Origin of the sequence: Chloracidobacterium sp. (assembly GCA_016720705.1) — a bacterium.
Lineage (GTDB): Bacteria > Acidobacteriota > Blastocatellia > Pyrinomonadales > Pyrinomonadaceae > OLB17.
In genome coordinates this window covers 871750-885157 of sequence record JADKKB010000007.1, presented here as the reverse complement: position 1 = coordinate 885157, position 13408 = coordinate 871750, and the positions used below count along the sequence as shown (strand labels likewise).

Genomic DNA, 13408 nt, shown 5'->3' with positions numbered 1-13408 from the left:
GCCGATTCTGAGCTAAAAACTCTGACAAATTCGATTTCTACGTCTATCCTAAATAAATGCGATCGCTCACCTATGGCGAATTGATCAGAGGGAATCGCAATTTCCGCAATCTACTTGCCGGACAATTCATTTCCGAACTCGGTAACTGGTTTAATTTTATTGCCGGGCTAGGGTTGGTGCGCTACGTTTCGGATGCGTCACCGACGGCGGCCGGATTGTTTTTTGTCGCGAGGCTCATCCCTTTTGCGATTATGTCGCCGATCGCGGGGACGTTCGTTGACCGCTTTTCACGGCGGCAGGTGATGATCGCGACGGATCTGGCCCGCGGCCTGATCGCCCTGGCGTTTCTGCTGGTCACGAGCCCCGAGGATCTCTGGATAGCGTATCTTGCCACGATCTTATTACACACATTTGGAGCATTTTTCGACGGAGCCAAAAATGCCGCCGCTCCAAATTTGACGGGCAAAGAGGGTCTACTGGCCGGTACCGCTCTACTTTTTTCGACGCGGTTTTTGCTGATGGCGGTCGGTTCAGCATTAGGCGGATGGGCCGCCGCGTATCTGGGTTACAAGGCGGCGTTCGTCATCAACGCAGTTTCGTTTATTGCATCCGCATACTCCGTGTGGCTGATACCTGAGGAGGCGACCCGGGACGAAGAAACTGCAGGGCGAATGGCGTCAAAAGCCAATCGTGAGCCTTTTATGGCCGAACTGCGCGAAGGTGTCAAATACGCTCTGACCAACCGATTCGCGGCTACGATCCTGATAATGAACGTAATTTGGGCGGCGGGCGGCGGTTCGATCAACATCATTTATGAGCGACTTGGCGGCGTGTACTTTGCCTCGCGTGAGGGATGGAATCCGGATGCCGCGGTCGGAGCACTTTGGTTTGCGACCGGCCTGGGACTAGCTTTCGGGATGCTGATAGCACACCGTACGTCGGCGTACCTCGACCGCAGAAAGCGCAACCGAGCCTTTATCGGATGGACACTGATCGTTCACGGAGTGGTCTTTTCGTTTGGGGCACTGATGCCAACGCTCTGGTATTTTGCGTTCGTTGCCTTTATTTCAAGGGCGATCGTTGGGGTCGAGTACGCCGTCCAAGAGACGATGTTCCAACGTAGTTTGCCGGATCAGATGCGTGGCCGGATCTCGACACTCGATCGCGGCGCTGAAATGACCGTATTCGGGCTCTCCAGTTTTGCGGCGGGCGAACTGATGTACTACATTACGCCGCAGACGCTGACAGTCATTTCCGGCGTACTTTCGGCGCTTGCGGGCGTTGTTTGGTTCATTCGCCAGTCGGGCGAACATCCGGAACCGACCACCGTCAATTAGGCGGTGATAATGACCGCTTTGGTGCCGGAAAGTTCAGAGAAATCCTTAGTATAGACGGTGTCGACGCGCCGTATCTTGGAGATCGTATCGACAATGTCCTGAGTCGTTATAAAGCCGGTCTCGACATGGGCAATGGCCCAGTGTTCGATATGCGAAGCCTTGCGCAGCAACTCATCGACGAGTCGCAGGTATTGCGACTTTGTTTCGGTCGGGGCACCGAGTCGCCCGGTCATTGAGGACTCAAAGTCATTCCAAAACTCATTTCCTCCGCGGAGCCACTCTTCGGCCCACGCATTTCGTCCCATAAATGCCCTGGTCGTCTGACCGTGGGCGGATGGCAGCCGCAGAAAAAGCAGGTCGGCGAAGCACTCAGCAACAAAATCATCCGGCGACTTATTCGAAGCGGTGTTCCGCGAATGGTTGTCGAACGGCTTGGGCTGGATCGACCATAATCGGCGGAACGCCTGCGAGAGCGGTTGGCGAAATTCGCGATCATTTTCGGTAAATGACATCACGTATTGCCCCGCCGCGATCGCAATGCTGCCGGCGATCGCCCGTGCTGTAGGCGACGATAGCGACGCGATGCGGCCATGAACATTGTCAAACCACCACGCGTCGGTTTCAGAAAACCAAGCCGACAGGCTCGGATTTTTTAATTTGTAGCCCGGAACGTACGCGTCCTCTAACACGGCGTCGACATCATCCGGAGTCAGTTGGACTTCGTTGTTGGCAATGCTTGCTTCGGCCTTAGTTGAGGAGGATATTGTCGGATCGTTGGCAGCAACCCGGACGTTCCAACGCTTTAGATACGCACCCAACGCCGGATTCGATGTGAACGGCAGTACCGCCGAAGTGAATTTGGCGCGGCGAAGTACGTTCAATTCAAACGCGAGCCACGATCTGGGCGAGACTTTGTGTTGAGCCTGCATAATAGGTATCTGCTGCAATTACGATCTTGGGGTGAGAAACGCTTTGATGACCGCCGGATCAAATTCGATCCCGGCCCATTCGACCATATATTGTCGTGCTTCTTCCTGCGACATCGCCGGCCTGAACGGCCGCGAAGTGACCAGTGCTGCGTAGGTGTCCGCAACTCTCAGTATGCGGGCCGCGAGCGGAATTTCTTCGCCGGTCAGAGCGTCCGGGTAGCCCGCCCCGCACCACCATTCGTGGTGCCACCTGACGACCAACTGAGCCGCCCTTGATAGCTCCAATTTGGATGCTGCTTGCTCGCCGATGACCGGATGCCGTTGGAGGTCGACCCGCTCATCGTCGGTCAGAGGCCTCGATGCGGAGATATATTCTCTGCCCATCTGGACCTCGCCGATGTCGTGTATCAGCACCGCCTGCCGCAAAAGCGTCCGGTCGTGAGGTTCGACATTTAGCGTGACAGCGATCGAGTCGGCAAGCGACGCCATACGCTGGGCGTGCGTCTCGGCGTAGCCCTCAAAGGTATCCATTTCGGACGAAACTTTTAGTAATTTCTCTTCGATCTTCGGGTTTTCCGCCGGAGCACTCTGCATTCAATTAGTTTCGTGCTTTCGATTCGAATATTCAAGTGCGAATTTGCCGTCGGCAAACATTATCTATATTTGAAGACTCGCCAAGAGCTCGCGAGCCTCACGGTTGGTTGGCGAGAGAGCCAATAACCGGGTTAGTTCACCCTCGGCTCGTTTCAATAACTTCATTGCAATAAAAAACTCTGCGAGCATAAGCCGGTACTTGGGATTGTTCGGGTCGATCTTTACCGCAGCCTGCATTTCACCTTCTGCCTTGTGCCGCTTTTGGGTATCTGTCGATAGTGCCTTTCCATAATAAGCGTGGTACCTGGCGTTGCCCGGGTCGAAGTGCACAGCACGAGCGAAAAATTGAAGACTGGCCTCGGGTTCCTGATCCAAAAGCAGACTGTAGCCGCGTTCGAAACACTCGGCAGCTTGCTGAAATTGTTGGCTGCTTTGTTGAGTGACGCCTGATTCTTCGACATTCTTGCGGTCGGTAAGTTCCTTTCGTACCTTAAAATCGTACACTTCGCGAGCCTCGGGACTCTTCAGAGCCTCGTGAGCCTGGGTCAATCGTGTAAAAGCGTCCTGTACCCGCTTTAGCATGTCGCCGCCGGTCTTGTGATAGTGATCCGGGTGAAAGTTTTTTGCCAGTGTAAAATACGCCTGTTTCAAAGTTGCGGTCTCAGCTTTCGGGTCGACGCCGAGAATGTCGTAATGCGTCTCGGCCTTCGCAACGCGTGCGAGAAACTCGTCAAGCGTAAGTGGGGTGGCGGGCGTAGTCTCAGCGATCGGTGCGGCCGCGTCCGTCGCTTCGACGGGCTTATCAGCCTGTCCCGGCGATCGATATGCCTTGGCCTCTTGCTTTAATTCCAAAACCGCTCCGAGCATCGAAGTGACCTTAGTATGCGAAAACGCCGGATGCCAATTTGAACGTTTTGCCTTGCCCGAAAGCCAAAGCGAATAGAGAGCCTTGATCGCATCTCCCTCGGTCATCCCCGAACGCTGGATCACGGCCGACAAAGCAGTCGGCACATCATTCAGGTGTGAAGCAATGTTGACCTCATCGGACGTTGGTTCCAATTTGTTCACGTGCTTTTGGACCAACGTAAATGTTTCCTCAAGACTCCGGAATCTTGTCAAGATCATTTCAGTGGGCAGACAGCGAGCGTAATCGGCCAGTATCTTGCCGGCGTTGACATCAAAGGTGAGTCCCTCACGCAAACGTGCAAGGTGCGTGAATGACCATTCGCCGTTTGGCATCGACAAAAGGTCGATGAGTATGCCGTTTATTTGTTCGACATATAGGTCACTTCGGGAATTCGAATCCAGAAATCCGGTCGATTCAAGAAAACCGATAAGTTCGTGGTCGATAGCGAAGTTTTGGATCTTTCGCAGATCGTCCACCGTCAGACGCTTTTGGGTAAGCAGAATGTCAAAAAGGCGCGAAGACCTCGCATTCGATACCGCAAACCGAACGACGCCACGCACAAAATAGACGATAAATTTCTTGTCCGCACCGGAAACCCGCAAACTGCCGGTAAGCTCGGCCTGGTGGATCTCAGCGACGAGTTCGGCAAACGGATTAGTCAGAAAACTACCGTGAATATCTTCTTGAATAGGGGCGGTCATCGGGTTGATCGAGAATACTGCGAGGGTCAGAGTTCCGTGAGGAACAACCGTCATTATAGCAAATCAGCGAGCCAAAAGTTAAGCAAAAAGTTTTGTCCCGAATTTCTCACGGTTGACACCTGAACGACAAATTGCGACAGTTTGATTTAACAATATTGGACACGGATTTTCACCCCTAAATGACCGTTAAACTTGATATTCGCGAATGCACAACGCTTGAGCAATTAGGCGAGTGTGTCGACCTGCAGAGAGAAGTGTTTGCCTTGCCCGAGGTTGAGTTATCTCCCGTTCGTCATTTTGTGGTGACAAAGAATGCGGGCGGTTTCACGCTCGGGGCATTTGACGGCGATCGTCTCGCGGGCTACGTTCTCAGCGTTCCGGCTTTTCTGCGTGGTGAAAAGGCGTTTTATTCGCATATGACCGGCGTTAGGTCTGAATACCAGAGTCTGGGAGTCGGTGCTCGGCTTAAGTGGGCCCAGCGCGAACGGGCGTTGTCGGTGGGCGTCAAGTATATTAAATGGACTTTTGAGCCGGTAAAGGCTCGCAACGGTTATTTCAATCTCGAAAAACTCGGGGCGATCGTCAGCGAGTATCAGCGTAATTTCTACGGGACCGATTACGCGGTCGCTCCTGAAAGCGGGAAACAGATCGGCCTGCAAAGTGATCGGCTCTTTGCCGAATGGGATCTCGAAAGTGAAAAGGTACGGGCACTTGGCAACGGCGAAAAATATGTTACGCCCGGCGAACCGGAGGCTGAGGTAAGGATCATTGACGATTGGCCCACACTTGTTGAGGGCGACCCGGCGGCCGCCTTAGAACTGCAGTTGCGAGTCAGGCGAGAATTCGAGGCGGCATTTGCGGACGGACTGGTGGGGAGGGCATTTCGCCGCGACCCGCATCAACCCGCTTATCTGCTCTACAGAGGATAGCGATGTCGACGTTTGAAATTGATCCTGACATTCGAAAGGCGAGAACGCTGTCGGCTGACTTCTACACCGATGAGCGTTATTTTGAGCTTTCAAAAGAAAAGGTCTTTTCGCGAACGTGGCATTTTCTCGGAAAGGCCGACGATGTCGAGGTGCTCAAGCCCGCGACTATTCTCCCCGGATTTCTTGACGAACCTGTACTGATCGTAAAATCATCCGAATGGCTTTCGTGCCTATCCAACGTCTGCACCCATCGCGGTAAAATTCTGGTCGAGGAACCCTGCAACGCTAATTTGATCCGCTGTTCCTATCACGGCCGCCGATTCTTGCTTAATGGCAGGTGTATCTCAATGCCCGAGTTCGAGGATGTCGAAGGCTTTCCGTCGCCGGAGGATGATCTGCGTAAACTGCCGTTTGCTGCTCGTGCAGGATTCATCTTCGCCTCGATCGATCCGATCGCCCCATTCGGAGATTTTATCAATGATGCGGCGGTGAGGCTTGCGGCAATTGACCCTCACGGGTTGAGGCTCGCCGAAACCCGGGAATATGAGTTTGAGGCGCACTGGGCATTGTATTGCGAAAATTATCTCGAGGGATTTCACATTCCTTACGTACACCACGGCCTCAATGAAGTAGTCGATTACGGCACATATACGACTGAAACGTTTCGTTACTCCAGCATCCAGACCGGCTACGACGATGCCGGCAATGTCGCGGCGAGATACTTATTTGTCTTTCCCAATCTAATGTTCAACTTCTATCCCTGGGGAATCTCGGTCAATATCGTCCGCCCGATCACGCGATCGAGGACAAAGGTGGAGTTTCTGACATACGTGAGTGACGAATCGCTGCGCAAAACCGGTGCCGGTGCCGATCTCCACACGGTGGAAATGGAGGACGAGGCCGTCGTCGAAAGCGTACAAAAGGGCATTAGGTCGCAGTTTTACAGCCGTGGACGATATTCGAACACTCGGGAGCAGGGAACACATCATTTTCATCGCCTGATCGCCGAGTTTATGAAATAATATCTCTTTAATGAACCTCTCAGAAAATGCCCAAGACGAGATCGACCACCTGCGTGCCGAGATAGAACGGCACAACGAACTGTATTACCAAAGAGCCGAACCCGAGATTTCTGATATCGATTTCGACCAACTACTCGAACGGTTAAAGGCGATCGAGACTGAGCATCCGGATCTGATCACGCCCGACAGCCCAACCCAGAGGGTCGGCGGCAAGGCGGACAGTTTGCGCCCATTTACACACACGGTGCCGCTGATGTCGCTCGATAACTCGTATGACCTCAATGAGTTAAAGGCGTTTACAGAACGCTGTGAGAAGCTCGCGGAGGGACGAACGCTCGAATATGTCGCCGAACTGAAGATCGACGGATTGAGCGTTTCGCTCCATTACGATAACGGTATCCTAATGACGGGGGCGACTCGCGGCGACGGACAAACAGGCGACGAGGTGACCCAAAACGTCAAGACGATCCGGACTATACCGCTACGATTGCGCAAGGATGCACCAGAGCGGGCCGAAGTGCGGGGCGAGGTATTTCTCTCTCGGTCACAATTTGCCAGGATCAATAGTGAACTTGAGATGCAGGGCGAGAAAACGTTTGCCAACCCGCGAAACTGTGCCTCGGGGACGCTTCGGATGCTCGATTCTGCGGTCGTCGCTTCGCGGCGACTGGATATGTTCCCCTACGACGCGTACACCGGAAATCAGAAGATGTTCGCGACGCACTGGGAAAATTTCGAGTGGTGCGAACGAAATGGCTTTAACGTCAATCCGAACCGCCGACTTTGCCGTGATTTTGAAGAACTTGCCGCATTTGTCGCTGATATTGAGGCAAAACGCGACAGTTTCGATTACGAGATCGATGGAGTTGTGGTCAAGGTAAATTCGACAGCGTTGCAGGACGAATTCGGCACGACGACCAAGGCCCCACGGTGGGCTATCGCCTACAAATACCCGGCTCGCCAGGCGACGACACGACTTCTCGGGATCGTTATTCAGGTCGGGAGAACCGGTGCTCTAACGCCGGTCGCACATCTCGAACCGACCTTACTTGCCGGCACGACCGTGTCGCGAGCCAGCTTACATAACGAGGACGAGATCAAGCGGCTTGACCTCAGGATCGGCGACTATGTGACCATCGAGAAAAGCGGTGAGATCATCCCGCAGGTTCTCTCGGCAGTTGTGTCAAAACGTAACGGCACCGAGACGGAGTTTGAGTTTCCCCGCGAGTGCCCCGTATGCGGTTTCGAAGCAGTTCGGCCCGAGGGCGAGGCAGTTCGGCGGTGCTCGAATTCGGATTGTCCGGCCAAGATCAAGGCACGCATTCTCTATTTCGCGGCCCGCAAGGCAATGGATATCGAGGGCCTCGGCGAGGTGCTGGTCGAGACGCTTGTCGATAACGGTATGATCCGTGATGTCGCCGGGCTATATTCGCTGACGCTCGATCAAGTTATCGGCCTTGAAAGGATGGCGGAAAAATCCGGCTCAAACCTGATCGACGAGATCGAAGCCAGCAAGGGCCGAGGGTTGCAACGATTATTGTTTGGCATTGATATTCGCCACGTCGGCGAACGGACAGCGAAGATACTCGCGGGCCATTTTCGAAGCATCGATCGGATCGCGGCGGCGTCGGTCGACGAACTCAAGGCCATCTTCGAGATCGGGCAGACGGTCGCCGAGAGCGTGCACGATTGGTTTCGCGATATGGCAAATATCGATCTCGTCGAACGCCTCAAGGCAGCCGGCGTTAAGACCGAGACCGACGCGGCGAGCGTCGAAATGCTCGATGAGCGATTCATTGGCAAGACCTTCGTGCTCACCGGAAAGCTCGAAAATTATACCCGCGACGAAGCCGCCAAGTTCATCGAAGATCGCGGCGGGCGCGTGTCGTCATCCGTCAGCAAAAAGACCGACTACGTCGTCGCTGGCACGGACGCCGGGTCGAAGTTGATCAAGGCGGAGAGCCTCGGTGTCGCGATGCTCGATGAAGAGCAGTTTCGGGAAATGATCAGATAGAATGAAAAAAGGCGTTTCAATGATCGAGACATTGCGTGATTTTATTGCAAAGATCGATAAACTCGGTCTTGAATATATGGTTACGGGTTCGTAACCGATGACCGCTTACGGCGAGATCCGTATGACGCGCGATATCGATATCGTCATTCAGTTGAATGAAGAAAATCTGACGCGCTTTGTCGAGACATTTGACCACGAGTATTACATCAGTCCGGATACCGTGCGTCGTGCAGGCCGAATGCGGAGGATGTTCAACATTATCGATCAAACACACGGCGGGAAGATCATTTGCATAATTCAAAAAGATTCGCCGGTTGCTCGTGAGAGTTTCAGCCGAAGATTTAAGGTTTCGGTTTTGGGAATCGAATTCTGGACGACGACAAAAGAAGATCTGATCGTGGCAAAGCTTATGTGGGCTAGTGAAACACATTCTGAGATGCAGATCCGTGATATTGCTAATCTCACCGAGTCCGAATATGATTCAGAATACGTAGTAAAATGGGTCGCCGCGTTGGACCTACTCGATATTTGGACGGAAGTTGAGCAATGGACAATACTTCGAGACAAAACCGGGCATTAGTTCGCGAGATTTTGATGTCAAAAACGCTCGAAGACCGCTTCCTGATGTGCGCGGAAATGTACGATGATGCGAAGGAATTCGCAAAAATAGCTATTCCGGAGCACCTAACATCTAAAGAACGCGAATTGTATATTTTCAAGCGTATTCACGGGGCAGTTCCGGAGGAACTGATTTAGGATATTTTTACGACGACGGACTAATTTCGATCGTTGAGGATAATGAATAATATGACAAATGCTTTTTTTACAGCAAATATAAACGAAGTCGACCCGATCGTTAGCAACGCTCTTGATAACGAGGTTCGGAGACAGGTTGATGGGCTTGAGTTGATCGCATCGGAGAATTTTGTCTCCGAAGCAGTGCTCGAGACTATGGGCAGCGTTTTGACAAACAAATATGCCGAAGGATATCCGGCCAAGCGATATTACGGCGGATGCGAGTTTGTCGACGTTGTTGAGACTCTGGCGATCGATCGGGCGAAAGAGATGTTCGGAGCAGAGCACGCCAACGTCCAACCGCACTCGGGTGCGCAGGCGAATATGGCGGTTCTGATGACCGCTCTCGATCACGGCGACACGATATTGGGTATGAACCTCTCGCACGGAGGTCACCTGACGCACGGTCATCCGCTTAATTTTTCCGGCATCAACTACAAAGTTGCGGACTATGGCGTCCGTCGTGATACCGAACAGATCGATTACGACGAGATCCTGCAAAAGGCCGAAGAGCATCGTCCAAAACTGATCATCTGCGGAGCGTCCGCGTATGCAAGGACCATCGATTTTGCACGCATCGGCGAGATCGCCCGGAGCGTGGGAGCCAAGGTGATGGCGGACATCGCTCATATCGCGGGTCTCGTGGCGGTTGGATTGCACCCTTCGCCGGTACCGCATTGCGAATTTGTCACCACGACAACACACAAGACTCTGCGCGGACCGCGCGGTGGATTAATACTTTGCCGCGAAGAATTTGCGGCCGATATTAACCGCAGTGTCTTTCCGGGCGTGCAGGGCGGTCCGCTGATGCACATTATCGCGGCCAAGGCTGTGGCGTTCGGCGAGGCTCTTCGCGGAGATTTTAAGGCCTATCAGCAGCAGGTGATCGATAACGCTCACGCCCTCGCCGAGACGCTGGCCGATTCGGGCCTGCGTCTCGTCTCGGGCGGCACCGACAACCACCTCTTGATGGTCGACGTATTTATGGACGGCAAGGGTGTGACCGGCAAGGTTGCCGAGCAGGCGCTAGGTGAAGCTCACATCACGGTCAACAAAAATACGATACCATTCGATACTAACAAGCCATTTATCGCCTCGGGCGTCAGGCTCGGAACTCCCGCGCTGACAACGCGCGGTATGAAAGAGGATGAAATGCGAGCGATCGGAACTATGATCGCCTCTGTCATCCACGAACCGGAATCAGCCGAGGTGAAGAACCGTGTTCGTCGCGAAGTCCTGGAACTGACCGCCAAGTTCCCGATGTATCCGACACGGTTAAAGCAGGATCGTGGCGAATCGGCCTGATCCGCTCTCAACTGCGAATTACAAAAGCACGGACCCGGCGACCTGCCTTGTCCGTGCTTTTTTTAATATCGCAAACTGAAAATCACTTGCTTAAGATCAGGCTCTAACCGTTATCTGAGGTATTTTCGGCATCAAACTGGTCTAGTACATCGCGGGCCTCTTCCGATTCAAATTCAAAAGCCTTCAATTCGAGGGCATTCGCGGCGATGCCGGCATATAGCGGATCATCGAGCAATGGCAATATCGCTCGAACCTGCATCATCGCCAATGTCTCATAGGTGATGGCACGTATTTGCGGGACACTCGTTTGCCGAATTATCTCGGCCATCTCGCTCACCGCAAATCTGTCCGCCAAACGATCGGCGAGTTTGTCGAGATGATCGTAATCGTTTTCCTTTAACGCACGTTCAGCCAACTGGATAAAGACCTCGGCCGACGCCGTCTGATCCTCTAGCACTCGAGCGCAAGTGTCGGCAAGGTGTTCGATCTCGGTCAATTTGGCCGCGTCCTTGCGAACCTCGCCGGCCGAAGATTCCTCGTCAAGGGCAGAGAGCAAACGGCTAAGTTCCCAATCTGCGTGAGCGTCGTAATAGTGTCGTGAGTTGGGGGGAGCAGCGGTCGTAACGCCGGATTGTAATGCTCCTACAAGCATTTTTCGGGTGACGGGGCGGAGGCCTTCCCATACACTTGCAACCCTGCCGCTGAGGTCTTTGATCATCATTTCAATGTCTTAAGTTTGCAGTCGCACCCAAGCGTTGTCAAGCTGATCTTCGCGACGCGACCGCCGCAACAAGACGTTCCTCGACAAGTCTAAGGGCATTTTCAAACTGCGGGTCACCTTCGTCAAGGTGCTCGACCAACGCATACGGGGTGTCCCCGAGGTTTCGGATCTCCCAAGCGATAGTGCCGTCGGCCGGCGGTCTCGAAAACCAGGCCGCATCAAACTCACGTTCAACGACGGGAGCCTCGCCAAGGACCCCGGCAACCTGATCGGCGAGCTTTTGTCGTGTGGATTCAGAAAGTAAAACACGGCGGAGAACCCAGCCGTGCCTTACGTATTGTTCTACTATCGAGCGGAACTCCGCCGCGGTCATCATTTTGACGCATTTGCCGGTTTCGGAACCGGATTGACGCTGTTAGAAACTGAATTGGCCGCAGGTTTTGGCACGATCGGCACGATATTGGCGTTAGCTGACGTATTTGGAGCCGGAGCCTGAACCACGTTGGGATTGGCGACGTTGGCCGCTTCTTTCTCGATCGCGTCACGCCCCTTACCCGGCGATTTGAAAGAGCCTGCAAATAGGTCGCCAACGGCGAGTTTCCATTTACCGTCTTCGAGTACGAACGGCAGGTCTTCCCAACGGCTGTCCTTGGCATTGTAAACCTCGACCGCACCCATATTTTCGGCGATTCGCTGATCCCGGATCTCAGGCAAAGTTGCGTTCATAGTCGTAGCGGTAAAGCCGTTTTCGAATACTTTTTCGATAGGCGTGTTGTTTCGACCGGCTGCCATTTTGGCAAATTCGATCGATTTCACCGATAACTCGGCCTTGATCGCCTCGACGTCCTTCGATTTGACCGCCTTAAAGAGCCGCTTATAAGCTTCCGTTGGCGATTCGCCGCCGCCCGTCAGACTGCCGCTGCCGCTGCCACCGCAGCTAAAAGTTACCGCCAAGACCGCTAACGCGGCGACTAACAAAATAATTCGTTGCATAATTTCGATATATTCGGCCTCAATCGGGCCCAACCTATTTATTACCCTTGAAAGTATATGGTTCGCGCGGCAAAAAGTAAATTTTGTGAAGATCAGCGAGCAAACTTTTGCTAATTTGGGTGCGTCACATATCATTCTAACAGCATTGATGGAGCAGATCTGCAGTAAAACAGAATATGAAAGCACTAAGGTTTACCGGCGGCCGACTCTCGGTGGATGAGATCGATCCTCCGTTCGCGGGCAGCGAGGCATTGATCCGCGTTGTAATGTCCGGAATATGTAACACGGATATCGAGATCGTTCGTGGATACGCGGGTTTTAGCGGGACGATCGGGCACGAATTTGTCGGCATCGTCGAGGAATTGGCCGATCGGACAGATCTGATCGGTAAACGGGTCGTTGGCGAGATCAATGCCGGATGCGGCGTCTGTGCGAATTGCGTAGGCGGCGATCCGCGACATTGCCCGTCGCGTACAGTGCTCGGCATCGTCGGCCGCGACGGCGCACACGCCGAATTTCTGCGTCTGCCGGCAGAAAATCTTGTGGTCGTGCCGGATAACGTCTCGAATGAGCAGGCAGTATTTGCCGAACCGCTCGCCGCAGCGTGGGGGATCCGCGAAATGGCCGACATCAAAAGGGACACGCGTCTTGCCGTGATCGGCGACGGGAAACTCGGCCTGCTGTGTGCAATGAGCCTGCGGCTTGTGAGCGATAATGTCATCAGTATCGGCAAGCATCGATCAAAACTCGATATCGCGTCCGCGGCCGATATCGAAACAATGCTTGTCGATGAAATTACGGGATCCTTGAATGGCTCATTTGACGTCGTGGTCGAGGCGAGCGGGTCTGAGAGTGGATTTGCCACGGCCCTCGACCTCGTTCGGCCCCGCGGGACCATCGTACTTAAATCGACATTTCACGGAACGCCGACGTGGAATGCGTCACGCGTGGTGGTAAATGAAATTTCGGTCGTCGGTTCGAGGTGCGGACGATTTGCCCCCGCTGTCGATCTGCTCGAGTCTGGCCGGATCGATGTAACTCGATTGATCGGCGGCAAGATGCCTTTAAGTGATGGCGTGAGTGCAATGGGCGAGGCATCAAAAAAAGGTGCCTTAAAGATCTTACTTGCACCTTAGTTAGGCCGGTCGGGAAATTGGCGGG

The 13408-nt window shown here is 53.6% G+C and carries 14 protein-coding genes; 8 read left to right on the top strand and 6 right to left on the bottom strand.

All coding sequences use genetic code 11. The features are described from left to right. Positions 1-56 precede the first annotated feature (56 nt). The gene (locus tag IPQ00_11220) at positions 57-1337 is read left to right on the top strand and encodes an MFS transporter (GenBank protein ID MBL0241126.1); all 1281 of its coding nucleotides are present in this window, start codon (positions 57-59) and stop codon (positions 1335-1337) included. Here the strand turns inward: IPQ00_11220 and IPQ00_11215 are convergent. From IPQ00_11215 to IPQ00_11205, 3 genes are all read right to left on the bottom strand, one after another. Further along, positions 1334-2266, bottom strand: a complete 933-nt coding sequence (locus IPQ00_11215; GenBank protein ID MBL0241125.1) for a hypothetical protein — start codon at positions 2264-2266, stop codon at positions 1334-1336. The two genes, IPQ00_11220 and IPQ00_11215, sit on opposite strands and share 4 nt — an antisense overlap. Before the next feature lie 18 nt (positions 2267-2284). After that, positions 2285-2860 (bottom strand): HD domain-containing protein, encoded by a 576-nt coding sequence (locus tag IPQ00_11210; protein ID MBL0241124.1) that lies wholly within the window; start codon positions 2858-2860, stop codon positions 2285-2287. Positions 2861-2923: 63 nt separating this feature from the next. Continuing rightward, positions 2924-4522, bottom strand: coding sequence for a DnaJ domain-containing protein (locus IPQ00_11205; protein ID MBL0241123.1), 1599 nt, complete (start codon positions 4520-4522; stop codon positions 2924-2926). Between the two features lie 125 nt (positions 4523-4647). Here IPQ00_11205 and IPQ00_11200 point away from each other — a divergent pair, with 125 nt between their 5' ends. From IPQ00_11200 to IPQ00_11175, 6 genes are all read left to right on the top strand, one after another. Next, positions 4648-5397, top strand: coding sequence for a GNAT family N-acetyltransferase (locus tag IPQ00_11200; protein MBL0241122.1), 750 nt, complete (start codon positions 4648-4650; stop codon positions 5395-5397). 2 nt (positions 5398-5399) lie between these two features. Next, on the top strand, positions 5400-6419 hold the full coding sequence (locus tag IPQ00_11195; GenBank protein MBL0241121.1) for a Rieske 2Fe-2S domain-containing protein: 1020 nt from the start codon (positions 5400-5402) through the stop codon (positions 6417-6419). A 10-nt stretch (positions 6420-6429) separates the two neighbouring features. Beyond that, positions 6430-8433, top strand: a complete 2004-nt coding sequence (gene ligA, locus IPQ00_11190; GenBank protein ID MBL0241120.1) for an NAD-dependent DNA ligase LigA — start codon at positions 6430-6432, stop codon at positions 8431-8433. Positions 8434-8530: 97 nt separating this feature from the next. Further along, positions 8531-9013, top strand: coding sequence for a hypothetical protein (locus IPQ00_11185; protein ID MBL0241119.1), 483 nt, complete (start codon positions 8531-8533; stop codon positions 9011-9013). 14 nt (positions 9014-9027) lie between these two features. Next, positions 9028-9189, top strand: a complete 162-nt coding sequence (locus IPQ00_11180) for a hypothetical protein (protein ID MBL0241118.1) — start codon at positions 9028-9030, stop codon at positions 9187-9189. A gap of 51 nt (positions 9190-9240) precedes the next feature. Then, entirely contained in the window at positions 9241-10533 is a 1293-nt protein-coding gene (locus IPQ00_11175; protein ID MBL0241117.1) for a serine hydroxymethyltransferase, read from the top strand. A 103-nt stretch (positions 10534-10636) separates the two neighbouring features. Here IPQ00_11175 and IPQ00_11170 read toward each other — a convergent pair whose 3' ends face one another. Genes IPQ00_11170 through IPQ00_11160 form a run of 3 tightly spaced genes read right to left on the bottom strand, consistent with a single transcriptional unit; the run spans position 10637 to position 12247 of the window. After that, on the bottom strand, positions 10637-11254 hold the full coding sequence (locus IPQ00_11170; protein MBL0241116.1) for a hypothetical protein: 618 nt from the start codon (positions 11252-11254) through the stop codon (positions 10637-10639). A 37-nt stretch (positions 11255-11291) separates the two neighbouring features. Continuing rightward, on the bottom strand, positions 11292-11630 hold the full coding sequence (locus tag IPQ00_11165) for a hypothetical protein (protein ID MBL0241115.1): 339 nt from the start codon (positions 11628-11630) through the stop codon (positions 11292-11294). Further along, positions 11627-12247: a hypothetical protein gene (locus IPQ00_11160; protein MBL0241114.1), complete on the bottom strand. Its 621-nt coding sequence runs from the start codon at positions 12245-12247 to the stop codon at positions 11627-11629. Before IPQ00_11160 ends, IPQ00_11165 begins: the two co-directional genes overlap by 4 nt. A gap of 176 nt (positions 12248-12423) precedes the next feature. Between IPQ00_11160 and IPQ00_11155 the strand changes: the two genes are divergently transcribed. Then, positions 12424-13383, top strand: coding sequence for an alcohol dehydrogenase catalytic domain-containing protein (locus IPQ00_11155; protein ID MBL0241113.1), 960 nt, complete (start codon positions 12424-12426; stop codon positions 13381-13383). The last annotated feature ends 25 nt before the right edge of the window (positions 13384-13408 follow it).